This is a genomic window from Gracilibacillus sp. D59 (assembly GCF_052246695.1).
Taxonomy (GTDB): domain Bacteria; phylum Bacillota; class Bacilli; order Bacillales; family Amphibacillaceae; genus Gracilibacillus.
This window is the reverse complement of record NZ_JBQQCK010000006.1, coordinates 102553-126877: the sequence shown is the minus strand read 5'-3', so window position 1 is coordinate 126877 and position 24325 is coordinate 102553. Positions and strand designations below refer to the sequence as shown.

Annotated in this window: 28 protein-coding genes; 18 read left to right on the top strand and 10 right to left on the bottom strand. The window is 35.7% G+C overall.

Annotated features, from left to right (window positions below; all coding sequences use genetic code 11):
• The first annotated feature begins 7 nt into the window (after positions 1–7).
• Together ACTWP4_RS12140 and ACTWP4_RS12135 are read left to right on the top strand one after the other, a co-directional pair.
• Positions 8–475 carry a chemotaxis protein CheW gene (locus ACTWP4_RS12140; protein ID WP_443129035.1) on the top strand — a complete coding sequence of 156 codons (468 nt, stop codon included), beginning with the start codon at positions 8–10 and terminating at the stop codon, positions 473–475.
• Between the two features lie 29 nt (positions 476–504).
• Complete coding sequence (locus ACTWP4_RS12135) at positions 505–861, top strand: response regulator (protein ID WP_443129034.1); 357 nt, start codon at positions 505–507, stop codon at positions 859–861.
• A gap of 636 nt (positions 862–1497) precedes the next feature.
• Here the strand turns inward: ACTWP4_RS12135 and ACTWP4_RS12130 are convergent.
• The 4 genes from ACTWP4_RS12130 to ACTWP4_RS12115 form a co-directional block, all read right to left on the bottom strand.
• Positions 1498–2130, bottom strand: a complete 633-nt coding sequence (locus ACTWP4_RS12130; protein WP_443129033.1) for a YczE/YyaS/YitT family protein — start codon at positions 2128–2130, stop codon at positions 1498–1500.
• A gap of 67 nt (positions 2131–2197) precedes the next feature.
• A complete protein-coding gene (locus tag ACTWP4_RS12125) occupies positions 2198–3277 on the bottom strand; it encodes a Ger(x)C family spore germination protein (RefSeq protein WP_443129032.1) in 1080 nt (359 codons plus the stop codon).
• Positions 3264–4367: a GerAB/ArcD/ProY family transporter gene (locus ACTWP4_RS12120; protein ID WP_443129031.1), complete on the bottom strand. Its 1104-nt coding sequence runs from the start codon at positions 4365–4367 to the stop codon at positions 3264–3266. Before ACTWP4_RS12120 ends, ACTWP4_RS12125 begins: the two co-directional genes overlap by 14 nt.
• Before the next feature lie 7 nt (positions 4368–4374).
• The gene (locus ACTWP4_RS12115) at positions 4375–5880 is read right to left on the bottom strand and encodes a spore germination protein (RefSeq protein ID WP_443129030.1); all 1506 of its coding nucleotides are present in this window, start codon (positions 5878–5880) and stop codon (positions 4375–4377) included.
• A gap of 150 nt (positions 5881–6030) precedes the next feature.
• Between ACTWP4_RS12115 and ACTWP4_RS12110 the strand changes: the two genes are divergently transcribed.
• Positions 6031–7188, top strand: coding sequence for an acyl-CoA dehydrogenase family protein (locus tag ACTWP4_RS12110; protein ID WP_443129029.1), 1158 nt, complete (start codon positions 6031–6033; stop codon positions 7186–7188).
• 558 nt (positions 7189–7746) lie between these two features.
• On the opposite strand, the gene ACTWP4_RS12105 is transcribed toward ACTWP4_RS12110, so the two are convergent.
• Positions 7747–8892 carry a glycosyltransferase family 4 protein gene (locus tag ACTWP4_RS12105; protein ID WP_443129028.1) on the bottom strand — a complete coding sequence of 382 codons (1146 nt, stop codon included), beginning with the start codon at positions 8890–8892 and terminating at the stop codon, positions 7747–7749.
• A 175-nt stretch (positions 8893–9067) separates the two neighbouring features.
• On the opposite strand from ACTWP4_RS12105, the gene ACTWP4_RS12100 reads away from it, so the two are divergent.
• On the top strand, positions 9068–9469 hold the full coding sequence (locus ACTWP4_RS12100; protein ID WP_443129027.1) for a universal stress protein: 402 nt from the start codon (positions 9068–9070) through the stop codon (positions 9467–9469).
• Here ACTWP4_RS12100 and crcB read toward each other — a convergent pair.
• The 5 genes from crcB to ACTWP4_RS12075 are packed head-to-tail and all read right to left on the bottom strand — an operon-like array spanning position 9459 to position 12245.
• Positions 9459–9821, bottom strand: a complete 363-nt coding sequence (gene crcB / locus ACTWP4_RS12095) for a fluoride efflux transporter CrcB (protein ID WP_443129026.1) — start codon at positions 9819–9821, stop codon at positions 9459–9461. The two genes, ACTWP4_RS12100 and crcB, sit on opposite strands and share 11 nt — an antisense overlap.
• A complete protein-coding gene (locus ACTWP4_RS12090; protein ID WP_443129025.1) occupies positions 9818–10213 on the bottom strand; it encodes a fluoride efflux transporter FluC in 396 nt (131 codons plus the stop codon). The genes crcB and ACTWP4_RS12090 overlap by 4 nt, the downstream gene beginning before the upstream one ends.
• On the bottom strand, positions 10204–10611 hold the full coding sequence (locus tag ACTWP4_RS12085) for a Fur family transcriptional regulator (protein ID WP_443129024.1): 408 nt from the start codon (positions 10609–10611) through the stop codon (positions 10204–10206). The genes ACTWP4_RS12090 and ACTWP4_RS12085 overlap by 10 nt, the downstream gene beginning before the upstream one ends.
• Before the next feature lie 4 nt (positions 10612–10615).
• Positions 10616–11479, bottom strand: a complete 864-nt coding sequence (locus ACTWP4_RS12080) for a metal ABC transporter permease (RefSeq protein WP_443129023.1) — start codon at positions 11477–11479, stop codon at positions 10616–10618.
• Positions 11480–11492: 13 nt separating this feature from the next.
• The gene (locus tag ACTWP4_RS12075; protein ID WP_443129022.1) at positions 11493–12245 is read right to left on the bottom strand and encodes a metal ABC transporter ATP-binding protein; all 753 of its coding nucleotides are present in this window, start codon (positions 12243–12245) and stop codon (positions 11493–11495) included.
• A gap of 271 nt (positions 12246–12516) precedes the next feature.
• Between ACTWP4_RS12075 and ACTWP4_RS12070 the strand changes: the two genes are divergently transcribed.
• The 14 genes from ACTWP4_RS12070 to ACTWP4_RS12005 all read left to right on the top strand — a co-directional run bounded on the left by ACTWP4_RS12070 (position 12517) and on the right by ACTWP4_RS12005 (position 24312).
• Positions 12517–12873, top strand: a complete 357-nt coding sequence (locus ACTWP4_RS12070; protein WP_443129021.1) for an arsenate reductase family protein — start codon at positions 12517–12519, stop codon at positions 12871–12873.
• A 136-nt stretch (positions 12874–13009) separates the two neighbouring features.
• Positions 13010–13393 (top strand): glycine cleavage system protein GcvH, encoded by a 384-nt coding sequence (gene gcvH / locus ACTWP4_RS12065; RefSeq protein ID WP_443129020.1) that lies wholly within the window; start codon positions 13010–13012, stop codon positions 13391–13393.
• 142 nt (positions 13394–13535) lie between these two features.
• Positions 13536–13886, top strand: coding sequence for a toprim domain-containing protein (locus tag ACTWP4_RS12060; RefSeq protein ID WP_443129019.1), 351 nt, complete (start codon positions 13536–13538; stop codon positions 13884–13886).
• A gap of 16 nt (positions 13887–13902) precedes the next feature.
• Positions 13903–14232, top strand: a complete 330-nt coding sequence (locus ACTWP4_RS12055; protein WP_443129018.1) for a thioredoxin family protein — start codon at positions 13903–13905, stop codon at positions 14230–14232.
• Positions 14233–14441: 209 nt separating this feature from the next.
• Positions 14442–14582: a hypothetical protein gene (locus ACTWP4_RS12050; protein ID WP_443129017.1), complete on the top strand. Its 141-nt coding sequence runs from the start codon at positions 14442–14444 to the stop codon at positions 14580–14582.
• Between the two features lie 371 nt (positions 14583–14953).
• Positions 14954–15739 (top strand): Fe-S cluster assembly ATPase SufC, encoded by a 786-nt coding sequence (gene sufC, locus ACTWP4_RS12045; protein WP_443129016.1) that lies wholly within the window; start codon positions 14954–14956, stop codon positions 15737–15739.
• Between the two features lie 15 nt (positions 15740–15754).
• Positions 15755–17062 (top strand): Fe-S cluster assembly protein SufD, encoded by a 1308-nt coding sequence (sufD, locus tag ACTWP4_RS12040; protein WP_443129015.1) that lies wholly within the window; start codon positions 15755–15757, stop codon positions 17060–17062.
• Positions 17062–18282, top strand: a complete 1221-nt coding sequence (locus ACTWP4_RS12035; RefSeq protein ID WP_443129014.1) for a cysteine desulfurase — start codon at positions 17062–17064, stop codon at positions 18280–18282. Before sufD ends, ACTWP4_RS12035 begins: the two co-directional genes overlap by 1 nt.
• Positions 18272–18715 (top strand): Fe-S cluster assembly sulfur transfer protein SufU, encoded by a 444-nt coding sequence (gene sufU / locus ACTWP4_RS12030; protein ID WP_443129013.1) that lies wholly within the window; start codon positions 18272–18274, stop codon positions 18713–18715. Before ACTWP4_RS12035 ends, sufU begins: the two co-directional genes overlap by 11 nt.
• A gap of 33 nt (positions 18716–18748) precedes the next feature.
• Positions 18749–20146: a Fe-S cluster assembly protein SufB gene (sufB, locus tag ACTWP4_RS12025; RefSeq protein ID WP_443129012.1), complete on the top strand. Its 1398-nt coding sequence runs from the start codon at positions 18749–18751 to the stop codon at positions 20144–20146.
• Positions 20147–20412: 266 nt separating this feature from the next.
• The gene (locus ACTWP4_RS12020; RefSeq protein WP_443129011.1) at positions 20413–21243 is read left to right on the top strand and encodes a sulfite exporter TauE/SafE family protein; all 831 of its coding nucleotides are present in this window, start codon (positions 20413–20415) and stop codon (positions 21241–21243) included.
• Between the two features lie 15 nt (positions 21244–21258).
• Positions 21259–22644 carry a bifunctional metallophosphatase/5'-nucleotidase gene (locus ACTWP4_RS12015; RefSeq protein WP_443129010.1) on the top strand — a complete coding sequence of 462 codons (1386 nt, stop codon included), beginning with the start codon at positions 21259–21261 and terminating at the stop codon, positions 22642–22644.
• Positions 22645–22799: 155 nt separating this feature from the next.
• A complete protein-coding gene (locus tag ACTWP4_RS12010; protein WP_443129009.1) occupies positions 22800–23108 on the top strand; it encodes a YunC family protein in 309 nt (102 codons plus the stop codon).
• Positions 23109–23220: 112 nt separating this feature from the next.
• Positions 23221–24312 (top strand): HD-GYP domain-containing protein, encoded by a 1092-nt coding sequence (locus tag ACTWP4_RS12005; RefSeq protein WP_443129008.1) that lies wholly within the window; start codon positions 23221–23223, stop codon positions 24310–24312.
• Positions 24313–24325 lie beyond the last annotated feature (13 nt).

Sequence of the window (24325 nt, the reverse complement as noted above, 5' to 3'; positions counted from 1 at the left end):
CAATATAATGGAAGGAACAATGACAAAAACGATTATCTTTAAATTAAATAATCAAGAATATGGTACAAATATTGATCAAATTCGATCCATCGAAAGACTAGAAGAAATTGTTTCATTGCCGCAAACCTCTGATTTTATTAAAGGTATCATCAATTTACGCGGTAGTGTTACTCCGATTATTGATTTGCGTACAAGGCTTGGAATGAAAGAAGCAGAGCCTACAGAACAAACGAGAGTCCTCATTGCAAATGTGCGTGATGTACAAGTGGGCTTAATTGTTGACGAAGCTACTGATGTTATTGATATTTCACCTGAAGTAGTGGAAGATGCACCTGAATTAGTAAAAGGCGTAGATTATCAATATATGAAAGGTGTAGCCAAGCTAGCTGATAGAGGTATGTTACTATTACTAGATCTTGATTATGTATTAAGTTTGGATGAGATCGATGAAGTACAACAAGTAGCGGATGAATAATAATACATAGAATAACGGAGGGGAATACGTTGGCAAGAGTATTAATCGTAGACGATGCTGCCTTTATGCGCATGCAATTAAAGAATATCTTTACGAATTTGGGACATGAAGTAGTGGGAGAAGCAGAAAATGGGCAACAAGCAGCTGGTTTGTATGAAGAATTACAACCAGACATTGTTTCGATGGATATTACCATGCCAGAAATGGATGGAGTAGAAGCAACGAAAGAAATTAAAAGTAAAGATGCAAATGCTACGATCATCATGTGTTCTGCGATGGGGCAACAGCAAATGGTATTAGACGCTATCAAAGCTGGAGCTTCTGATTTTATCGTAAAACCATTTACAGAAGACCGAGTAAAGGAAACATTAGAAAAATTATTTTAAACTATAGTAAACGGAATATAGAAACCTGTTTCTGGACATAGAAACAGGTTTTTGCTTTGAAAGACAATCAAGTATAAAATGATGCGCAATAATCATAAACTACGCAATAACTTTTTCATGGATTTGCTTTCTTCCATTCTGAATTTTCATGAGTGCTACGATACGCTACGGCAAGATACTTCGCTTTCCACGGGCACGGCCTCAGCCTCCTCAGAAAACAAAGGGCGTTTTCTTGCGGGGTCTTCGGACACGTGCTGGTCCCGTAGGAGTCTGCGTATCTTGCCTCCGCTCTGTGTAGTGTTCTGATTTTTGAAAGAGATAATAAACGGGAATGTTTCCGAGTGTTTCCTCTTAAAAAGTTAGAATAACGTTATTAGCGTAGGCAGAATGCGGAGACTCCTGTGGGACAGCGAGAGCTGAAGATCCACTTTGTGAAGTGCCTTTCTTCACAAAGTTAGCTGAAGCCGAGCCCACGGAAAGCGGAGTATTCTGCCGGAGCGGTATTCCCAGTACTCCCTATGGAAAGATTGGAGGAAAGCCTCACTCCACAAACTTTCATTACTTCGCAGTTTGGATCTTTTATGAATCTTCAAATAGTGGAGAATGAGTTATATTCGTAGTGTGAATTCGTTTTAGTTAGCTGGCCTTTATCTTTCTCACAACATATTTCTGCTTGAACGAAACGATATAAGGGCGTAACGCTTGAATGATAACACCGGTACATAAAGCATTAAGTAATGTTCCGATTCCTACGTCACCTTGAAAGAAAAGCGCAACGATAACTAAAACGATACTGATAATAGCGCGAGATTTACCAAATGATAGGCCTGTTTTATCCGTTAAAATAACCATGGATCGATCCATAGGGTTCGGTGCAAAGCTAGATTCCAAATAGATTGCAATCCCAAGTCCACTAAAAACGATACCGAATAGTAGTAAAACAGACTGTTCCAACCAGTTTTCAGGTGATAGTAAGGAGCCTTGGATAAATAACCATGAATCAATTCCGAGTCCAGTAACTAATGAAGTTAGCATGGCAAATAATTCAGGTTTTGTTTTCATTGCAACTGCATTGATCATAACTATGGTAAAGCCAACAACGATTTCCCAGCTCCCGATCGACAATCCGAATGTTCGGTATAAACCTACAAGTAGAGCATCAAAGGGTGATGCTCCTAAATGGGATTGAATAGTTAGTGATATTCCTAATGTTAGCGTGATGATACCAATTATATATATGATGAACGATTGTGTTATTTTTTGTAGCATAGCCATTCCCCCCTAGCATGATACACTATAACAAAAAAAGGGTGCGAAGGGAATAAATGAACACGTATTATTGAATAATGTTACTTAAATCTAAGTTGAATTTGATGGAAGGTGTAATAGTTATTTCTGGATATTGAGTTTCCCATTCCTCCTCGCTCCAGTCTCTAAACCTACTTTTGGCAGAAGCGCCAATCATAAGGGGATCAATTTTTAATTCTTGAAGTGTCTGTATTAATTTATTTGCTTCCTCATCCAGTTTTTTTGAAACTGCTTGTTCTATTTCCTTTTTCTTTGCAAAACTATTCACACTCATAGATTTTGATTCTGTTAAAGTCCCTGAGATATCAGCCTTAATGACTACCTCATTTTTAGATTTCCATTGTATACTTCTATCTGATCGAATCGAGCTAATTGCCACTGTCTTGTTTTTTTCTTCCCAATCAAATTCATAAGAATGGTCTTCGCAATCTTCATATAACAATGTGAATTCGAAAAATTGCTCATAGGGGATTCGGTGAACTAATTTATCATCTTTCATCATGCCTAAACCTGTTATATCGATAGAAGTTTTACTTTGTTTCAGAATAGGAAGAAATGGATCCATTCCTTCTCCGGTTAATCGATAATTAAATTCATGCAAATTCATTTTAGGAATATTCGTTTCACTATTATTTTCTATCAGTTTTTCAATAAACCTTGAAAGTGTTAATTCCATATTATACTCATCAGTTAATAATGTTTCTGCATCTCCTTCAGCAATGGCTACATAAAGGTCTCTTCCAATATCTGGGGCTTCGTTAATGCCATGGAGAATATCTAAGACTCCTTTTTTTGCAAGTTCTTCTCCAAACAAAACACCTACCAAATTACCCACTTCAACTTGAAATGGTGTTTCTGTTTGAATAAAGGAGTTAATATCCAGAAAGGTTTTAGCATTTCCTGAATAGGTTATATTTTCGCGTTTTTCCATTTCCTCACTACTACCGTAAATTGGAGCAACAGCAGTCCCTCGGTATGTTTCCGTATCTGAATCCCAGTCGTAACCAAACGTCATAATTAATTCAACATCATCAATTACTTTCGTTTTAATACAACCTGTTAATAATAAGAAACACATTAATATAAGGAATAATTTATTTGCTTGCATGCTTCTTTTTCACTCCTGTTGCTATTTTATGGCAAACATATAATAAAGGGATATAAACAAATAATAAACCAATACCAACTCTTGAAATGATGGTTGTAATTTTTTCAATAATAAGGAAATTGTGAATGAATAAAAGACCTGAGACCCCTATTAGTGAAAAAAAGATAGCAATTTTCCGAAAAGAGATGTTTGTTAAACGATGAAAACATTGGATACTAGCCCAAAAATAAAGACAACTGCTTGCTACAATGGCAATTAAATGTAAACTGACCCCGACATATTCAAATCTTTCTATAAAGGGATAATTGATAACTTTCCATAATTGGACGGTCGGCCACGATATGAACTGAAGTTGCTGTTCATTGTAATACATAAATATTGCAACAGCAGAAATAAAATAGACCAGAGTTGTCACAATATTACCAGAAATAGCCCATTTTAATCCTGAGTGAAAACGGTGAATAAATGGAGCATAGATTAAAATTAATTCGATACCTAAAAAACAAAATGCCATCGGTTCTATTGCTAAAATGATATCTTTAATTGGCGTATTAAATACAGGAAGTAAATTATTAAAATGCCCATCAACAAAAGCTTTATATTTAAATATCGCTAAAAATGCAGTTACAAAAATACTAAAAAAAGCAAAACCTGTAACCGTTCGAAATCCGCCCAAACAAACATATAATAAAAGAACAAATAAAATAAACAGAAAAAAGTAGATCGACATATCTGGAAAAAACCAAATTTGAATTATTTCAATATAAGAAATTAATACAAGAATGGAAATGATTAGAAGGTATATACCGAAAACAAAACTACAAACTTTACCAAGAATGTTACCAAATACATACTGGTGAATACCTATGATGTCAGTCTGTTGGTCACCAATTATTTTCCAAATAATAACTATGACTATTGTAGTAAGTAGTCCAGTTAGAATAATGCTAATCCATGCATCATAACCGGCAATACCAGCAATTTGACGTTCAAAGCTTAAAATCCCTTCGCCAATTTGGGTTGCATGGATAATATACAGTAACAAAAATGGTGAAACCATTTGCGTGATGTCAGGTTTAAAATGATTCATGATCGACCTACTTTCGTCTGACTCGTTTTAACCTTTTCCTATTGATATTTACTCGGTTCTTATCTGCTGCTGTAGTAATGGTGGGCCTAGTTCCTTGTACACTAAAAGGTAAGCGAACCACCGCATCTTTTAAATCTCTCCAACGAGGAGGATATAAAGGTTCTAGGAATGGTCTTCCGAGCGAAGTTAATCTTAAAAGGTGTGTCACGAGAAACATAATTGCGATGACGACCCCGATAATCCCCCAAATCTGGGCAAATATAATGAACGGAAAACGCAGTAATCGAATTGTGTTACCAATTCGATAAATAGGCGTAGTGAAAGATGCCAGTGCTGATAATGCAATTAATATAAGTAATACATTACTAGTAAGACCTGCTTCTACTGCCGCTGTTCCGATAACGATACCACCAACAATACCGATTGTTTGACCGATTTTTGTTGGCAGACGTGCCCCAGCTTCTCGTAATAACTCGATCGTTAATTCTAAAATTAAAACTTCCAGTATCGGCGGGAATGGAATATCCTTTCTTGAGGTAATGATCGTCCCTAATAGATCACCAGGAACAATGTGATAATGATAAGTTAAAATAGCGACATACATAGGTGTAATTAGCACAGAAAATATTACAGCGAAGATACGAATAATTCGAAATGCGCTGGCAATAGGCCACGTTAAAAAATAATCCTCATAAGATGCAAAAAATTCTACAAGTGTAGTTGGGCCTATTAATACTTGTGGGGAACCATCAACAACGATAGCGACTTTTCCTTCCACTAAAGCACTGCTCACTCGATCTGGCCGTTCGGTATCCATTAAAGGTGGAAACGGAGATCGGGAATTATCAGATATCATTTGAGCGATAAATGAACTGTCCATGATTTGGTCGTATTCAAGATCTGTAATTCTTTGTTCAATTGTATCGACATTATCTTTATTAGCGACCCCATCTATATAGATAATCGCAATATTTGTTTTAGTAATTTTCCCTACTTCAACATTTTTTACAAGTAATTGAGGTACCTTTATTCTTTTACGGATTAGATTAATATTGGTATTGATATCTTCGATGAATGCAAGTTTGGGACCGAGGACACTAAATTCAATTTCAGGTTGGGCTACTTGTCTGTCTACTTCAAATTTAGCTGGAATAAGTAATATATTTTCACTATTATTGATGAATTTCAGAGCAATAAATCCCGTTAATAATTTTTCTTCCATTACTTCTAGGTCTGAAGTTTTGATTGCCTCGGAAAAAGGTAGTAAATTTTCTAATACGTCCAGGTTATCAATCTTTGCATCTTTTAATTTACCGAAGAGACTAACTTCTATCTTATCCGTATTAATTAATGATTGATAATAATAAATTTCAATATTTTTCGTATTACCTAGGCTAATACGCTTGAAATCATCACTGTCTTTCATTATTTGGACTAAATCATTAAAATCTTTTAAATCTTTATTTGGTTGTTTAGCATTTTTTTGTGATTGAAAGTTTTTTTTTCTAAACATGATAAATACCTCGTGGTAAAAAAGTTACCGTTAGTATGTGTAGATTGACTCTGATGTATACACCTCTTCGTTGATCGTTACATGAGTAGATTATTGGTAAAAACAATAATAGTTCGCTATCATCAAAGTAGTAACAAAAGGAGGCAAATTATGGACTTATCAAGTAACTTTCTTCAGACAGATCGTCATAAAATGCTTTATCATAAAGCGGAACAATTAGCGAACAAAATAAAAAATAGAAAAAAACAAGCAGATAGTGAGGCAAGTTTACCGAAAGAAAATGTTGAAGATTTACGAGAGGAAAACTATTTATCACTAACCTTACCAAAGGAATATGGGGGAGAAGCACTGTCCTTGTATGAGTTTTTGTTAATACAGGAAAAATTGGCAGAAGGTGATGGTGCAACAGCACTTTCTGTAGGCTGGCATTTAGGGGTAGTCAAAGAGTTAAGTGAAGAAAACTTATGGGCTCCCCAAAAATTTGACTACATTGCCAAAGAAATAGGGAAAAATCAAAAATTAATAAATCGATGCGCGACAGAGCCTGCTACTGGTAGTCCGACACGTGGTGGGATACCAGAGACTAATGCTGTTTTGGATGGTGATGAATATGTCATTAATGGGAAGAAAACTTTTACTACTATGGCTTTAGTTCTAGACTATTATATTGTAACAGCATATGTGAAAGACAAAGATGCTGTCGGCTCCATACTAATTCCGAAAGAAACAGAAGGATTGCGTGTTGATAAAACATGGGATACTTTAGGTATGCGAGGTACAGGTAGTGATGACTTAATTTTAGAGAATGTACGTGTACCAAGTGAGAATTTAGTAGAATTAAGTGATAAACCTAAAAGACCTGGACCAAAAGGTTGGTTACTACATATTCCGGCTTGCTACTTAGGTATTGCAATTGCGGCTCGCAATGATGTGATTCAATTTGCTAAAGACTTTCAACCAAACAGCTTAAATAAGCCGATTTCTGAAGTAGAACACGTTCAAAATAAAGTGGGAGAAATCGATTTGAAATTATTACAGGCGCGGTACTTTATGTATAGTGTAGCAGAGAAATGGGATACATATCCGCATAAGCGTGAGCAATTAATGAAAGAACTCGGTGCTGTTAAGTTAGTTGCTACTAATAGTGCGAATGAAGTGGTTGATCTTGTAATGCGAATTGTTGGAGGTCGAGGCTTATCTAAAAATATGCCTTTTGAGCAGTATTACCGTGATGTGCGAGCTGGACTACATAACCCTCCAATGGATGACATGGTCATCTCCTCATTAGCAAAAAATGCATTTTCCTAATTAAGAAGAGTGGCCAGTAAAAATTTTTCAGAGAAAGCTTTCTCCCATTCTCATTTTAGATGAGTGCTTGCATACGCTATGGCAAGATACTGCGCTTTCCACGAGGTCGCGGCGATCTGCTTCCTTAGAAAACGAAGGACTTTTCTTACGGGATTATCGGCTCGAGCTGTTCCCGGAGAAGTCTATAGATCTTGCCTCCGCTTTGTGTTGTGTTCTGGTTTTTGAGAGAAGTAATACACAGGAATTGGTTTCCGATTTATTTCTGCTTTAATAAGAAAGAGACATGTTATTAGCGTAGGCAGAATGCGGAGACTCCTGTGGGAACAGCACGAGCTGAAGATCCACTTGGTAAAGTGGGTTTCTTTACCAAGTTAGCTGAAGCCGTGCCCACGGAAAGCGCAGTATTCTGCCGAAGCGTTATGTCAGCACTCCCTATGGAAAGAATGGAAGAAAGCAAATCCAAAAAAAGTACTTCGAAGTATATGTTAGCTTCGATGTTTAGAGCACAGAGTTTAAAATTGTCTAATCTTTAATTATGAAAAACAAAAGCATGCCAGTTTAAGCATGCTTTTGTTTGGTTTTTGTTTCTTCTAATATAAATTGATAAGTGCTGATTAATTCTTCGAAACGGTCTTCCCATCGTTGTTTTTGTGCATATCTAATTGCATTTTGTTCCAACTGATATTGCCAATCCTTATCATATAATATCGAATTAATTGCGTTAATAAATGAATCTATATCATGGCTATTACATAACTTTCCGGTAAAACCTTCTTGCACTATATTTTTTACGCCACCCTCATTTGCTGCAACAACAGGTGTTCCAGTTGCTAATGCTTCTAAAACAACATTGCCGAACGTTTCGGTTTCAGAAGGAAATACAAATATATCACTAGCAGAAACAATTTTCGCAACCTCTTTCTGTGGTAAAAATCCTGTATACGTTACATTATACTCCCAGTCCTTCACAAGGTTAGTTTTTGATGGACCGTCACCAACAATAAGCCAATGAACGTTTTCCTGTAGTTCTGCCGGAAGCTGCTTTGCAATCTGTGGGAGTAATTCTACGTTTTTCTCAGGTGCTAATCGACCAACATAACTTAAAATATATGGTTCTTTAATGTTATATTTCTTTCTGATTTCTTCAGTAGAGTAAAACGGATGAAAAATAGTTGTATCAACACCGCGTTGCCAAATCTGTAAATGCTGAAAACCTTTTTGTTGTAATTGATGACAAGTTACTGAAGATGGAACAAAAATACGAAGAAACGGTTGATGAAACCATTCCATATAACGCCAGAGTGCTTTAGATAAAAAAGTTAAATGATAATATTTTAAATACTGATCAAAATCAGTGTGATAAGATCCTACAATTGGAATTTGATATTTTTTTGCGAGGTGAAGCCCTGTTAATCCAATTGAGAATGGAGTGGCAACGTGGATGATATCAGGTTGGAATTTTTTGATAATTTCTTTTAAATGAATGGTATTTGGTAAAGAGATCCGACAATCTTTATAAAGTGGAAACGGAAAACTGGATTGACGGTAGATTTGGCCAGCGTTTATTTCTTTTCTAGTTTGCTTTGGTGAAATTACAATATAAGAATGGTTACTTTGATCTAAATACTTCGTAAATCGCCCTAGTGTCTTGGCGACACCATTAACATCTGGAAGAAAGGTATCAGTAAAGATGGCAATTTTCATATTGTCTCCCCCCCTAGGAACTATTCCTTACTTCAAACATATGTCGAAAAAATGTAAAGAACAACAGGAATATGTAAAATAAATGTAAAAAAATACTAACATAAACTGAGATAACGCTTTCAAAATAAAAAATGTTTTTGCTATAATAGAATTGGAAAGAAAGGGAGAATGCGGGATGTACCAAAAAATAATTCTGGCTGCAGATGGCTCTGATCATGCATTAAAGGCAACAGATCATGCTATTAAATTTGTAAAAAGCGTACCGGAATATCGGTTAGATGTTGTCATTGTCATGAACGAAGAAAAGAAAGGAAAACAACCGGTTAATCTCGCGAGCGTGGTGGAAGAGAAGTTAAAATTAACTAAGCAAAAATTAAAGAAAGCCCATGTTCATTTTCGCACCATTATACTTATTGGTGATCCAAAACATGAAATAGTTCAATACGCTAAGCGTGAAGAAGCTGACCTTTGTATTATGGGGAGTAGGGGATTAAATAGATTTCAAGAAATGGTTTTAGGCAGTGTTAGTCATAAAACAGCTAAACATATCAACTGCCCGATCATGATTATAAAATAATTACCTGCCAAATTGTAAATACCGTAACAAAGCTGATTGCAACTGATCCAAGAAGATAAAGTAGTGCTTTGATCCACTGCTTTTGTTCTAGCATTGTGACGACTTCAACACTAAATGTGGAGTAAGTTGTAAATGCTCCACAAATTCCTACACCAAAAAAGCTCCATATCGATAATGAGATCCAGTCCGCTTGATAAAATAAATAGGCAAAAGCGAAAAGAATGCTACCAATGAAGTTAGCAATCAATGTTCCCACTGGTAGCCAATATTTATTTGTATTGAATCGTAAGCTTAACAAATACCTTAGAATGGCACCAATGAAGCCACCTAAACCAACACACAAATAACTCATGCTATTTTCTCCTTACTAATTGCTAACATGGCACCAATAAAACATGAACCTACACCACCGAAAATTTGTATCGCTAGATAAAGAACCAGCCATGCGATACTTTCATCTAAAAGTAGCACACTCTCTGCAATAAAGGTGGAAAAAGTAGTAAAAGAACCCAATAGTCCTGTTGTAAATGCCGTAAACGTGTATGGTGGCAGTTTATTTTTAAAAAACGGGTGAAACGTAGCATATGCTAATACAAAACACCCGATTAAATTAGCAATTGTTGTACCAACAGGAAAACTAATAAATGATAAAGTTTCTGCAATGATAAAACGCAGTAGAGCTCCGAACACACCACCGACCCCAACTGCCAAAAGAAGTTTTATTTGCTTTCTATTCATTGACATGTTGGACAAAAACCGTAAATTTCAAACTTATGATCGTCTATCATATATTGTTTTAATTCCTCAGATATTTGATCCATTGGGCAATGGTGGATTTCTTTTGTAACACCACAACTTTTGCAAATAAAATGATGGTGATGATGGTGGTCACATTTAAGCCTAAAGTGCTTTTCACCATTTAATTCCGTTGATTCCAAAATACCTAACTGATCAAATAAATGCAGATTCCGGTAAATAGTATCAAAGCTTATTCCTTCGTAGTTGGGTTCCATATTTTCCAATAAATCTTTTGCTGTACAATACCGATTTTCATCGACAAAGAAATCTATCATATGTTTTCGTTTATCCGTATATTTATAACCTTTTTCTTTTAAAATACCAAGTGCTTCATTTGTATTCACTCGATCACCCCGTTTGTAAGCGATGCTTTCTACTTTTGGTCTTGGCTATCCATTTTTTTGTGATTATCGTAGCTATTAATAATAGTATGAGTATCATGACAATGGTCCCGCCTGGTGGTATTTCCAAGTAGTATCCAGCTACTAATCCTAAAATAACAGATACTTCTCCATATATTATTGCATAAATAATCGTTTGTTTAAATCCCTTTGCGATACGAATACTGGCTGCAACTGGCAACGTCATTAATGCAGAAACCAATAGAACACCAACAATACGAATGGAAGCAGCAATCACCAATGCAGTTAAAACAATAAAGATAAAATGGATTCTTTTAGCATGTATACCAGTTACCACGGCTTGCTCTTCGTCAAAGGATAATAAAAATAATTCTTTATATAATAAGAAAATAACAGCACAAACTATAATAGCTATAATAATAATACTGTATAAATCCTGTCTGCTGACTGCTGAAACTGAGCCGAATAAGTAATTATACAAGTCTGTGTTAAATCCATTTGCCATCGAAATAAAAATGACGCTTAACCCAACACCAGCGGACAAAATAATCGGGATTGCCAATTCTTGAAATGCAGTGTAAACACTACGCAAGCGTTCGACAATCACGGAGCCGATAATAGAAAAACCTAACCCTGAATAAAAGGGTGTAATCAACATCGCACCAGTCTTTTTTTCTAGAAGTAAACCAAATGCTATTCCTGCAAGTGTAACATGAGATAACGCATCAGCTATCAAAGATAGTCTGCGTACTACAATAAAAGCACCTAGTAATGGAGCGATAATTCCAATAATAATCCCGGTAAAGACGGTATTCCTTAAAAACTCATATTCAAGTAAATTCATTAACATAATTGTTCCTCCATTAATGCTCGTGGGTCACTAGATTTAGTGGGTGACCATAAAAATCCGATAGTTGATCTTTGGAAAGGGTTTGAAATTCATTAGGATTGCCGTGAAAATGTAGTGTTTTGTTTAAACAGGCAACTCTGGAAGCGTGATGTGTCATGGTTCCAATATCATGAGTTACCAACAATAAGGTAATATTTTGTTGATTTAATTCATGTAATAAGTCAAAAAACTTATCAACATTTTCGGCATCAACACCTACAGTAGGTTCATCTAGGATCAATAATTTCGGATCACTGACAAGTGCCCTTGCGATAAAAATCCGCTGCTGTTGTCCTCCAGAAAGGTTTCCGATATTTTCGAAAAGATAATCAGCCATACCTACCTTTTCTACTGCTTCATAAATACGTTTTTTATCCTGACGTGATATCCGTTTAAAATAACCTAGCTTGGAAGTCAGTCCCATTGTTACGACTTCCTCCACAGTAGCAGGGAAGCCGCGATTAAAGGTGTTAGCTTTTTGCGAAACGTAACCTAATTTACTTTTTTCCTTAAATTTACGAATTGGTTTACCGAAAAGGTCGATGGTCCCGGAAGTTGGCTTTTCCATCCTCAATAATAGTTTGATAAGCGTTGTCTTACCACCACCATTCGGTCCGACCAGTCCGATGAAATCACCTTCATCTATTATAAAATTGACATCTGCTAAAGCTTGTCGCTCGTTATAATAAAAGCTGACACTTTTCATTTCTACAATTGGTTTTGACATAATTATCACCTTCGTTTTTCAATCTATAATCATTTTATCGTAATCATTACGGTTTGTAAAATATCGAAATGGAGAAAAGTGAACTCATGTAGGCAAAAAATGCACAGATAACACCCATCGAAATAAATAAAAAGGATATTGGTAAAATGAGTGATTAGGTATTTGTTGTTATAAATTTTTCGATATTGTCATGAAATTCCAACGTGATCATTTGATTTTTATCCAATCTTTTCGTTAAAATAATAGCAACGACGACGAGGAGGAGTTATGGATGACAGTTCAGTTTTATTGGTATCCTAAATGTGGGACATGCCGAAAAGCGAAGAAATGGTTAGATGAACATCAAGTTGATTACGAAGCTATACATATTGTAGACAACCCACCAAGTAATGCAGAATTGAAAAATATAATTGATAAAAGTGGTTTACCATATAAAAAATTCTTTAATACCAGTGGTAAGAAATACCGTGAATTGGGTTTGAAGGATAAATTAACTGATGCTACAGAGGACGAAATGCTTGAGTATTTAGCTTCAGATGGTATGTTATTGAAACGACCGCTGACAGTTGGTGAAGACAAAGTGACCGTGGGTTTTCAAGAGGAAACTTTCGAGCAAAACTGGAATTAATTGAACTATTTATCACGGTGCTAACCGTCTGTAAGACCCCACTTCAAGTAATATAAGGATACGTTTAGGGATAACAGGCGATAACACACTGATCATAGTCTCACTTTATAAAAGTAACTATTTAGGAGGATTTTCCATGAGTTTACCAGAAAATTATTTATATTCAAAAGAGCATGAATGGGTGAATCAAGAAGACGGCAAAGTAAGAATCGGTGTTACAGATCATGCACAATCAGAATTAGGGGATATTGTGTTTATCGAACTGCCAGAAGTGGGAGATGAAGTGAAAACAGATGAACCATTTGGAAGTGCCGAATCAGTAAAAACTGTTTCAGAATTATATGCACCTGTGTCTGGTAAGGTAGTAGAAGTAAACAGCGAATTAGAGGATAATCCAGAATTAGTAAATGATTCTCCATATGAAAAAGCGTGGATGATTGTGGTTGAACCTAGTAATCAAGAAGAACTGGATCAATTATTATCTGCTGAAGATTATGATAAAATGATCAATGAAGCGTAACAAACAGGTAGCATTCGCAAGTAGCGAATGCTATATTTTTTAATCAACTATCAATCGTCTGTCATAACTTGATCAAGTGTATCCATACAATAAAATAATAGCTTTTGGTTTTATTTGAACTTTGATGAAGTAGGTGAGCCAATTGTCAAAACAAGAAATAAAAGTGATCATAGTGGAAGGTAGATCTGATAAAGAAAAAGTAGCAAAATTAGTGGATGAAGAAGTAGAAATTGTATGTACAAATGGAACAATTAATGTTGAACGTTTGGAAAATTTAATTGAAATGTTTAATATGGATTATCGGGATGTTTTTATACTAGTTGACGAAGATAATGCTGGTAAGAAATTAAGAAAACAATTATCCAAAGAGTTACCACATGCGATTCATATTTTCATTGACAAATCGTATCGTGAAGTGGCTGCTACACCCGAATCTGAATTAGCAGTAGCACTTGTTTCATCCCATATTATGATAAACCCAAATTACTTATAAAATAAGGAGACAAGAAATGATTGATATAAAAAAGGAAAGTTGGAATGACCTGTTACATCATGAGGAAGTTCTGATCATCTTCGTACACACACCTTTTTGTGCGACATGTCAATTAGCTGAACGAATGTTAACGATATTGGAAGAATCAGATCATACACAGTCCTTTTACCGGATGAATGCCTCCTTTTTTCCGGAATTCATGAAGCATAATAAAATTCAGAGTGTACCTGCATTAATATTAGTGAAAGAAGGCTTAGTAGTCGATCTGTTGTATGCTTTTGAATCGGTGACTAAATTACACAATGTTTTGGAAAGTTGGAAGCAAAAACAGAGCATTCAGCAATAAAATCAAGCAATTTGTAAGAATTTATACCAAACATTTTTCTCATGGATATATATGATTGCAAGTGGTTGTGTATCTTTACAAATGTTCTTTCATCAAGTTTGGTCACTATGTAAGAAGATGTTACAATAATAATTGTCAAATAAAGAAAGGATTGATTTATTATTAGTGACCAATTAAATCTACAGTACACAACGGAAATGGAAAAAGCGATGCATCAATCGCACGGAGTAGGTTATGCGGAATATAGCCGTAAACTTTCCCAACGATTAGATGTAGAAAAAGAAAGAGAAACTAGCTACCAAAAAAGCCAGGATGTTGTGAAAGAAGTAGAACGTTTAGTTCACAGATAATAATAAACGGTTGAGGAATTGGAATATAAATAAAAATGATATGAAAATAGACATTATAATCAGCAGTTACTTTTCCACAAGTAACTGCTATTTTATTTTTAACAACAACAGTGTAGAATGGAGGATTCAAGAACAGAAACTGCGGTATGGTTAATTAATTGTAAAATCTTAGTTCTGAATATCGCATAAATCGATAAATGCCGATTAATTGTGGTATAATAACAAACGGAATAATTGAAATCAGTCGTTTCCAATAGCGGTAAAATGGTTGATTATAGATTCGAAATAGTATAAGATTATAATGAGAATAAAGTGAGAATGGATTTAATTCCACTTCAAATCACATTTAAAAGCTTTGGAGGTATGTAGATATGGCAAGTTCTACTTTAGAAATTAAGGATCTTCATGTTGAAATAGAAGGTCAGGAAATATTAAAAGGTGTTAATCTAACCATTAAAGGTGGCGAATTTCACGCAGTAATGGGACCAAATGGTACAGGGAAATCAACATTAGCTTCTGCAATCATGGGCCATCCTAAATATGAAGTAACACAAGGTGAAATACTACTTGATGGAGAAGATGTATTGGAAATGGAAGTAGATGAGCGTGCACAAGCTGGTCTATTTTTAGCAATGCAATATCCAAGTGAAATTAGTGGTGTAACAACATCTGATTTCTTACGTTCTTCTATTAACGCACACCGTGAAGAAGGTGACGAAATTTCTTTAATGAAATTCATTAAAGAAATGGACGAAGCAATGGATTATCTTGAAATGGATAAAAACATGGCACAACGTTACCTGAATGAAGGTTTCTCTGGTGGTGAGAAAAAACGTAACGAAATTCTTCAATTAATGATGTTGAAGCCAGCTATCGGTATCCTTGATGAAATTGACTCTGGTCTTGATATTGATGCATTAAAAGTAGTATCAAAAGGTATCAATAAACTACGTGATGAGTCATTCGGTTGCTTGATCATTACGCACTATCAACGTTTGTTAGATTACATCACACCAGACAAAGTACATGTGATGATGAACGGCCGTGTTGTAAAATCTGGTGGACCAGAATTAGCTCAACGCTTAGAAGCGGAAGGTTATGACTGGATCAAGCAAGAACTTGGAATTGAAGATGAAACTGTAGAACAAAAAGCGTAAGGTAGGAGGTATCGTATGACTGTGGAAACTAAACTGCCATATGATCAGGACTATGTCCGATCATTTTCAGAAAATAGAAATGAACCGGAATGGATGAAAGAGTTGCGTTTGCAAGCTCTTGATTTGGCAGAAGGACTTGAAATGCCAAAACCGGATAAAACTAGTATCAAGCGTTGGAAATTTGATGATTATAAGCATGACGTCAATGGTGAGTCAATTAACTCACTAAATGAATTACCTGAAGATATTCAGGTGTTCTTGGATATGGAAAATCATAATGAAAATCTTGTTATCCAACGTAATCAATCTGTTGCGTATAAATCACTTGCTTCTGGCTTAGCAGAAAAAGGTGTGATATTGACAGATATTCAGACGGCATTACATGAACATAGTGATCTTATAAGACGCTATTATATGAAAGATGCTGTACAAATTGATGAACACAAACTAACTGCATTACACACAGCTTTAATGAACGGTGGCGTATTTGTATATGTACCGAAAAACGTACAAGTTGAAGAGCCATTGCAAGCTATTTTCTGGCAAGAAGATCCGGAAGCAGCTTCTTTCAATCATGTGATTGTAGTAGCAGAAGCGAACAGTTCTTTAACGTATGTGGAGAACTATATTTCACAAAATAAAGAAGAACATGCAGTAGCAAATATTGTGACGGAAGTAATTGCGCATGATAATGCCAACATTAACTTTGGATCTGTAGATAACTTTGCAGCAGGTACAACGGTTTATGTAAATCGTCGTGGAGTTGCTTACCGTGATGCAAGTATTGAGTGGAACCTTGGACAGATGAATGATGGTAACACGGTATCTGAGAATGTTACACACCTAATTGGTGATAATTCAAATTCATATGCAAAAACTGTATCTGTGGGCCGTGGTAATCAGTCTCAAAACTATACAGCTAAAATTGTACATTTTGGTAAACAAAGTGAAGGCTTCATTCTTCAACATGGTGTTATGAAAGATAGTGCATCAACGATTTTTAATGGAATTGGAAAAATCGAACATGGTGCATCAAAATCAGATGCTGAGCAAGAGTCTCGAGTTTTAATGTTAAACAAGGATGCTCGAGGTGATGCGAATCCGATCTTGTTAATCGATGAGGACGACGTAACAGCAGGACACGCAGCATCTGTAGGCCGTGTTGATCCGGTTCAATTATACTATTTAATGAGTCGCGGTATTTCTCAAAAAGAAGCTGAGCGTTTAATTATTCATGGTTTCTTAGCACCAGTTGTTAAGGAAATTCCGATTAAAGCAGTACGTGAACAATTGACTGAGGTTATCGAAAGGAAAGTCTACTAATGACTATTAAAGCTATTCGTGAGCAATTTCCTATTTTGAATCAAGAAGTAAACGGTCATCCACTTGTTTACCTTGATTCAGCAGCAACATCACAAAAACCAATTTCTGTTATCGAGTCTATGGAAGCTTATTACAAACAACATAACTCCAATGTACATCGTGGTGTTCATACACTAGGTACTAGAGCAACCGATCAATACGAAGGGGCACGTGATAAGGTAAAAACCTTTATCAATGCAAGTTCAACGGAAGAAGTTATCTTTACCCGCGGAACGACAACCTCACTTAATACGGTTGCTTATGGATATGCTCGTCACGTTTTACAAGAAGGTGATGAGATTGTCCTTACTGAAATGGAGCACCATAGTAATATTATTCCTTGGCAGCAGGCAGCGAAATATACAGGCGCAACACTAAAGTATATTCCAATGGAAGCAGATGGAACGATTACATTGGATGCAGTCCGTTCCACTGTTTCGGATAAAACGAAAATGGTTGCTGTAACACATGTTTCTAATGTATTAGGAACAATTAATCCGATTAAGGAAATTGCCCAGATTGCTCACGAAAATGGAGCAGTTATTGTTGTAGATGGTGCACAAAGTGTTCCTCACATGCAAGTAGATATGCAAGACTTGGATTGTGATTTCTATGCTTTTTCTGGTCATAAAATGTGCGGTCCAACCGGTGTTGGTGTACTTTATGGTAAAAAAGCATTGTTGGAAGAGATGGAACCAGTTGAATTTGGTGGCGAAATGATTGATTTCGTTGGTCTTTACGATTCCACATGGAAAGAACTTCCCTGGAAGTTTGAAGGTGGAACACCGATCATCGCTGGTGCAATTGGTTTAGGAGCAGCGATTGATTTCCTAACTGATTTTGGTATGGATAACATTTTGGAACACGAACAGCAAATTGCGAAATATGCACAGGAAAAACTTACTGAAATCGATGGTCTGACTATTTATGGACCAAAAGAACGCGGTGGTTTGGTAACCTTCAACATTGAGGGTGTACATCCGCATGATTCAGCGACAGTTCTTGATGCGGAAGGTATTGCGGTAAGAGCTGGTCATCACTGTGCACAGCCTTTAATGAAATGGTTAGATGTAACAGCTACAGCTAGGGCAAGCTTTTATCTATATAATGATGAAAGTGATGTTGACCGATTAGTTGAAGGAATACAGCGAGCGAAGGAGTATTTCGGCGATGTCATTTAATAATTTAGATACATTGTACAGACAGGTTATTATGGATCATTATAAAAATCCTCGTAACCGTGGAACTATGGCGGAAGAATCTGTTACAATAGATATGAACAACCCAACATGCGGTGATCGCATTGAATTGCACCTTCAAATTGAAGATGACATAGTTAAAGATGCTAAGTTTGAAGGAGATGGGTGTTCGATCAGTATGTCATCGGCTTCTATGATGACACAAGCAGTAAAAGGGAAAAATGTAAATGATGCATTAAAAATGTCATCCGTTTTTTCTCAAATGATGTTAGGTGAAGACGTAGAAGATGTGGATTTCGATCTTGGGGATATTGAAGCATTACAAGGTGTTTCAAAATTTCCTGCAAGAATCAAATGTGCAACATTGGCGTGGAAGGCAATGGAAAAAGCAGTCGCAGCTGACGAAGAACAATAGGCACAATGAAATCCTAATATAGGAGGTAATAGTATGGCTAAAAAAGCACCTGAAATAGGCGAATATAAATATGGCTTTCATGACAGAGATGTTTCGATTTTTCGTACTGAAAAAGGTCTAACACGTGCAGTAGTAGAAGAAATTTCTCGCATGAAAGAAGAACCACAGTGGATGTTAGATTTCCGCTTAAAAGCATTAGAGCAGTTTTATAAAAAACCAATGCCACAATGGGGTGGCGATCTTTCAGAATTAGACTTTGATGAAATTACGTATTACGTAAAACCGTCTGAGCGTTCTGAACGTTCTTGGGATGAAGTACCTGATGAAATTAAACAAACATTTGATAAATTAGGTATCCCTGAAGCAGAGCAAAAATACCTTGCTGGTGTATCTGCACAATACGAATCAGAAGTTGTATATCACAATTTAAAAGAAGATCTAGAAGACTTAGGTATTGTCTTTAAAGATACTGATACGGCGTTAAAAGAAAATGAAGATCTGTTTAAAGAGTATTTCGGAAAAGTAATTCCATCGTCTGATAATAAATTTGCAGCATTAAACACTGCAGTATGGTCTGGTGGATCATTTATTTACGTACCAAAAGGCGTAAAAACGGAGACACCTCTACAGGCGTATTTCCGAATTAACTCTGAAAACATGGGTCAATTTGAACGTACGTTAATCATTGTTGACGAAGGTGCTTCTGTACACTATGTAGAAGGTTGTACAGCACCAACTTATACAACAAACTCTCTACACAGTGCGGTTGTTGAAATCTTTGTTAAGAAAGACGCATATTGCCGTTACACAACCATTCAAAACTGGGCTAACAACGTATATAACTTGGTTACAAAACGTGCAACATGTGATGCAAATGCAACGATGGAATGGATCGATGGTAACATTGGTTCTAAGTTAACCATGAAATATCCTGCCATTATTCTAAAAGGTGAGGGTGCTCGTGGAAATACTCTTTCCATTGCATTAGCAGGTAAAGGACAGCACCAACACGCAGGTGCTAAAATGCATCACTTAGCGCCTAATACGTCTTCAACGATCGTATCTAAGTCGATCTCTAAACAAGGTGGTAAAGTAACTTATCTTGGTATGGTACACTTTGGACGTAAGGCAGAGGGTGCTCGTTCTAACATTGAATGTGACACATTAATTATGGATAATAAATCAACTTCAGATACGATTCCTTACAATGAAATTTTAAATGATAACATCTCATTAGAGCACGAAGCAAAAGTTTCTAAAGTATCGGAAGAACAATTATTCTATCTAATGAGCCGTGGTCTTTCGGAAGAAGAAGCTACTGAAATGATTGTAATGGGCTTCATCGAGCCATTTACTAAAGAACTACCAATGGAATATGCGGTAGAAATGAACCGTCTTATCAAGTTCGAGATGGAAGGATCTATCGGTTAAGAAAGAAAAAAAACCCTTGTCACAACTTTGATTGTGCAAGGGTTTTTTGCGTGGGAAACTTAATTAATATTGTTTGTCAACCCACAAAGAAGGCAGTATCATGATGGACTGAAGCAATCTAATAAACTTTAGTTCAACAGTTAAACGAATTATCACTGGATATCCCATAAGCAAATTCCTCAATTGGATAATTTACTCCGTTACGTTTATAATTGAGAGGAGTAATTTATTTAAACAACTAAGATATGAGATAGTAGGGATAGCATTTGGTTATTATTATTTGTTTATTAATTGGCTTATTGTCAGCTATGTTAGGGAGTATAGTAGGATTTGGTGGAGGGGTAATCCTTGTGCCAATTCTACTAATTCTTCACTCAACAACCCCTTTGTTTGATTGGGCGGATGCCAGTACGATTGTAGGTATATCTTTGATTATAATGATATTTACTGCTTTGTCATCCACTTACACTTATGCAAAAAGCAAACGAATAGATTATAAAAGCGGGTTATATTTTATTGCAGGCAGTCTGCCGGGTGGTGTATTGGGGGCATGGTTAAATCAGTTTGTTGAAACAGATATGTTTTCGTTGTTTTTAGGATTATTTATGCTATTGATCTTTTCTATGTTCTTAATAAAAAAGACACCTAAACAAGAGATAGAAGACATAAATATAAACACTTCACATAAAGTGGTTCGTGAGGTGAGAATAGGGGATACCACTTACCGCTATACTTTTTCACCGCTTATTGCAATAGCTATTGCTTTTACTGTTGGAATGCTGTCCGGTTTTTTCGGAATAGGTGGAGGCTCTTTGATGGTTCCGACTATGATCATATTGTTCCATTTTCCACCTCATATAGCAACTGCAACTTCGATGTTTATGATTTTAGCACTTAGTATCGTAAGCTCTGGTACCCACATTGCATTGGGGCATATAGAGTGGATGTATGTATGGGCATTTATACCAGGTGCGTGGTTTGGTGGAATATTAGGTGCGAAAATTAATCAGCATCTGTCCGGTAAAGCCGTTGAGTATTTATTAAGAACTGTCGTATTATTGATTGGTGTACGCTTAATTTGGCAAGGTTTGTTTTAGGGAGGGCTTGTCTTCATGATCGAACATATCCATTTTTATTACTGTAATGATTTACATAGTCACTTTGAGCAATGGCCGAATATTGTCCATTATTTTAATGAGAAGAAAAAACAACATAACCAAGCAAATGAACAAAGCTGGATGGTTGATATAGGAGACCATGTAGATCGATTCCATCCAATTGCTGAAGCATACAACGGAAAAGCTAATGTTGAATTATTAAACGATGCAGGCTTTGATTTTGCAACTATCGGTAATAATGAAGGGATTACGCTGGAACATGAACATTTATATCATTTATATGATCAAGCTAATTTTCAAGTTACTTGCGGTAATTTAAAACCAGTAAATAAAGCAAAACCGTTTTGGTTGCAAAATAGTATCTCGATAGAAACGAAGGAGAATTTAAAGATCAAAATATTTGGACTGACAGCTCCTTTTAATGCTTTTTATCATCCTTTAGGCTGGCAAGTAGAATCACCATACGATTATTTAATCCGCGAAATTAATCATTTGAAAAAAGATGCCGATATTCTCATCTTACTTTCTCATTTGGGATTGTCTGAAGACCAATTAATCGCAGAAAAATATCCGGAGATTGACCTTATTATTGGTGGTCATACCCACCATTTATTGAAAAATGGGGAAGAGGTTAATAATACACTATTAACCGCTGCTGGAAAATATGGTAAATATGTGGGAGAAGTACATATTGAATGGGACCATCACTTAGATAAAATAGTGAATAAACACGCCTATACAGTGGAGACTGAACATCTTAGCCAAGATAAAAATACCGTGGATAAACTTAAAAAAATAAGTCAGTCAGCTCAAGCATTATTAAATAAGCCAGTAACTTTCTTAGAAAGCAGTTTAACTGTTGATTGGTTTGAACAGACTCCTATTATTGAATCGCTAACAAATAAATTAAAAGACTGGACAAATGCAGATATTGGGATGCTCAATGCAGGGATATTATTAGAAAACATAGAAGAAGGTTATGTTACCTATGGAGATATACACCGGATTTGTCCGCACCCAATCAATCCATGTACTGTAAAACTTAGAGGCATTGAAATACTAGAAGTTGTACGTGGTGCTTACGATGAGTCTCTTATGCACTTTGAATTAAAGGGCTTTGGCTTTCGTGGCAAAGTATTGGGGAAGTTTATATTTAGTGGTATTGATATTGATACGGAGATAGACGAAGCGGGAATAGAGCATGTTCAACATGTGACCTTTAACGGGCAAGAAATGGAACATGATAAAATCTATACTTTTGCGACTGCTGATATGTTCACGTTTGGAAAAATGTTCCCAGAAATTGCAAGGTCTACAACAAAGGAATTTTATTTACCGGAATTTATGAGAGATTTACTGGCGGATGCTTTAAGGTCGTAAGAGTCCTATAAACACATGTTATACACTCTCTTCATATTTTACAGTATAAGAATTTATAAAATTTTTATGGTGTATGGAATAAGAAAAACGAAGTAAACACCAAAGGCTTAGGTGATAAGTTAAGTTTTTCTAATATGGAGAGGAGTGTGTTTTTTATGATGGAAATGAGACCAGTATTTATAAAGAATCATCCTTTTACAGCTATTACGGTAAAGATACCACATACGAACCTATTAATAATTGCGAATGATGTGGGCTATGTAATGTGTGGAGCTTTAGATGTAGATTTATTAAATGACCGTTTGACAGATCGTCCGATTGTTGCAGGTAGAGCTATCGGTGTCAAAACGATAGAGGAATTACAACAAGCTAGGCTGGATAAAATAACCAACCACTCCAAGAAATATGGTTGGAAAGAAGGAATGCTTATTGAAGAAGCATTAATAAAAATAACGAACGAATAAGGGTCATTTTAACTAGTTCATCTAATTAATGAAGAAAACGAACAAAAAAATAGTAGATTATATCGACATTATCTGATAAAATTTTACCAAAATGGCCAATGGGTGTGTGAAAATGAGATTAGTTCCAACAAAATTTATTCGAGCAGGAATTGAATTAGCAAAACCGATTTATGATGCCCGGGGTCGGGTTTTACTACAAAAAAATATCCGATTAACCGAATCAATGGTTAATCGTTTGAAAAGTTCAGGGATAACCTATGTATTTACTCGTGAAGAGGATACAGATGATATCATTGTTCACCCTCCGATTCCTGATCAACAGAGGATCGAAGCGGTTCAAAAAATCAAAGAGACATTCCGATCTTTTGAATCAGAAGATCTCACAAAAAATAATTATTTGTTAGAAAAAGCTGCTTTGAAATTAGAGCAATTAGTAAAAGAAATCGCAAATGAATTAAGTAAAAATGATGATGTTATTCATTATTTATCTGACTTATTAATTATTGATGACTATGTATTTTCTCATTCATTAAACGTAAGCATGTATACTCTTGCATTAGCACAGGAATTGAAATTGAAGGATAAAGATCTGGAGCAATTAGGGTTAGGAGCAGTATTACATGATATAGGAAAAATAATTATCCCTGATGAAATCTTAAATAAGTCAGGAAAACTTAGTGATATGGAATTTAAGCTTGTTAAAGCACATACAGAATATGGATTTGATTTACTAAGAAAAGCTCATAATATTCCACTACTTGTTGCGCACTGTGCTTATCAGCATCATGAACGCTTAGATGGATCTGGTTACCCAAGAGGTATAAAAGCTGATGACATTCACCCATTTGCGAGAATTATTGGTGTTGCAGATGTTTTTGATGCAGTGACAAGTAATCGAGTATATCGAGATGCAATGTTACCCCATGAAGGGTTAGAAATATTATATACTGGAGCGGGGACTCAATTCGATATGCATCTTGTTGAAACCTTTAAAAAGACCGTTGCACTTTATCCTAACGGGTTAACGGTGTATTTAAGTGATGGCAGTGAAGGCGTAGTTGCCCAACAAAATTATCAAATGTTTGAACGTCCTATTATTCGAGTACTGAAAGAAAATGGTCTTAAAGTTAAGCCGTATGATTTAGATTTGTCAAAGGTATTGGATGTTATGATTGTGAATACAGATCAATTAATTACAAGCTAATAAAAATTTCTAT

Excerpts from the sequence above, each read along its gene's own strand:
- sufB (WP_443129012.1), top strand. The coding sequence starts at position 18,749 with ATGGCTAAAAAAGCACCTGAAATAGGCGAATATAAATATGGCTTTCAT.
- ACTWP4_RS12070 (WP_443129021.1), top strand. The coding sequence starts at position 12,517 with ATGACAGTTCAGTTTTATTGGTATCCTAAATGTGGGACATGCCGAAAA.
- ACTWP4_RS12075 (WP_443129022.1), bottom strand. The coding sequence starts at position 12,245 with ATGTCAAAACCAATTGTAGAAATGAAAAGTGTCAGCTTTTATTATAAC.
- sufU (WP_443129013.1), top strand. The coding sequence starts at position 18,272 with ATGTCATTTAATAATTTAGATACATTGTACAGACAGGTTATTATGGAT.
- ACTWP4_RS12120 (WP_443129031.1), bottom strand. The coding sequence starts at position 4,367 with ATGAATCATTTTAAACCTGACATCACGCAAATGGTTTCACCATTTTTG.
- ACTWP4_RS12050 (WP_443129017.1), top strand. The coding sequence starts at position 14,442 with ATGCATCAATCGCACGGAGTAGGTTATGCGGAATATAGCCGTAAACTT.
- ACTWP4_RS12080 (WP_443129023.1), bottom strand. The coding sequence starts at position 11,479 with ATGTTAATGAATTTACTTGAATATGAGTTTTTAAGGAATACCGTCTTT.
- ACTWP4_RS12035 (WP_443129014.1), top strand. The coding sequence starts at position 17,062 with ATGACTATTAAAGCTATTCGTGAGCAATTTCCTATTTTGAATCAAGAA.
- ACTWP4_RS12100 (WP_443129027.1), top strand. The coding sequence starts at position 9,068 with ATGTACCAAAAAATAATTCTGGCTGCAGATGGCTCTGATCATGCATTA.
- ACTWP4_RS12005 (WP_443129008.1), top strand. The coding sequence starts at position 23,221 with ATGAGATTAGTTCCAACAAAATTTATTCGAGCAGGAATTGAATTAGCA.
- ACTWP4_RS12110 (WP_443129029.1), top strand. The coding sequence starts at position 6,031 with ATGGACTTATCAAGTAACTTTCTTCAGACAGATCGTCATAAAATGCTT.
- ACTWP4_RS12105 (WP_443129028.1), bottom strand. The coding sequence starts at position 8,892 with ATGAAAATTGCCATCTTTACTGATACCTTTCTTCCAGATGTTAATGGT.
- gcvH (WP_443129020.1), top strand. The coding sequence starts at position 13,010 with ATGAGTTTACCAGAAAATTATTTATATTCAAAAGAGCATGAATGGGTG.
- sufC (WP_443129016.1), top strand. The coding sequence starts at position 14,954 with ATGGCAAGTTCTACTTTAGAAATTAAGGATCTTCATGTTGAAATAGAA.
- ACTWP4_RS12140 (WP_443129035.1), top strand. The coding sequence starts at position 8 with ATGGAAGGAACAATGACAAAAACGATTATCTTTAAATTAAATAATCAA.
- ACTWP4_RS12125 (WP_443129032.1), bottom strand. The coding sequence starts at position 3,277 with ATGCAAGCAAATAAATTATTCCTTATATTAATGTGTTTCTTATTATTA.
- ACTWP4_RS12015 (WP_443129010.1), top strand. The coding sequence starts at position 21,259 with ATGATCGAACATATCCATTTTTATTACTGTAATGATTTACATAGTCAC.
- crcB (WP_443129026.1), bottom strand. The coding sequence starts at position 9,821 with ATGAGTTATTTGTGTGTTGGTTTAGGTGGCTTCATTGGTGCCATTCTA.
- ACTWP4_RS12130 (WP_443129033.1), bottom strand. The coding sequence starts at position 2,130 with ATGCTACAAAAAATAACACAATCGTTCATCATATATATAATTGGTATC.
- ACTWP4_RS12010 (WP_443129009.1), top strand. The coding sequence starts at position 22,800 with ATGATGGAAATGAGACCAGTATTTATAAAGAATCATCCTTTTACAGCT.
- sufD (WP_443129015.1), top strand. The coding sequence starts at position 15,755 with ATGACTGTGGAAACTAAACTGCCATATGATCAGGACTATGTCCGATCA.
- ACTWP4_RS12055 (WP_443129018.1), top strand. The coding sequence starts at position 13,903 with ATGATTGATATAAAAAAGGAAAGTTGGAATGACCTGTTACATCATGAG.
- ACTWP4_RS12090 (WP_443129025.1), bottom strand. The coding sequence starts at position 10,213 with ATGTCAATGAATAGAAAGCAAATAAAACTTCTTTTGGCAGTTGGGGTC.
- ACTWP4_RS12115 (WP_443129030.1), bottom strand. The coding sequence starts at position 5,880 with ATGTTTAGAAAAAAAAACTTTCAATCACAAAAAAATGCTAAACAACCA.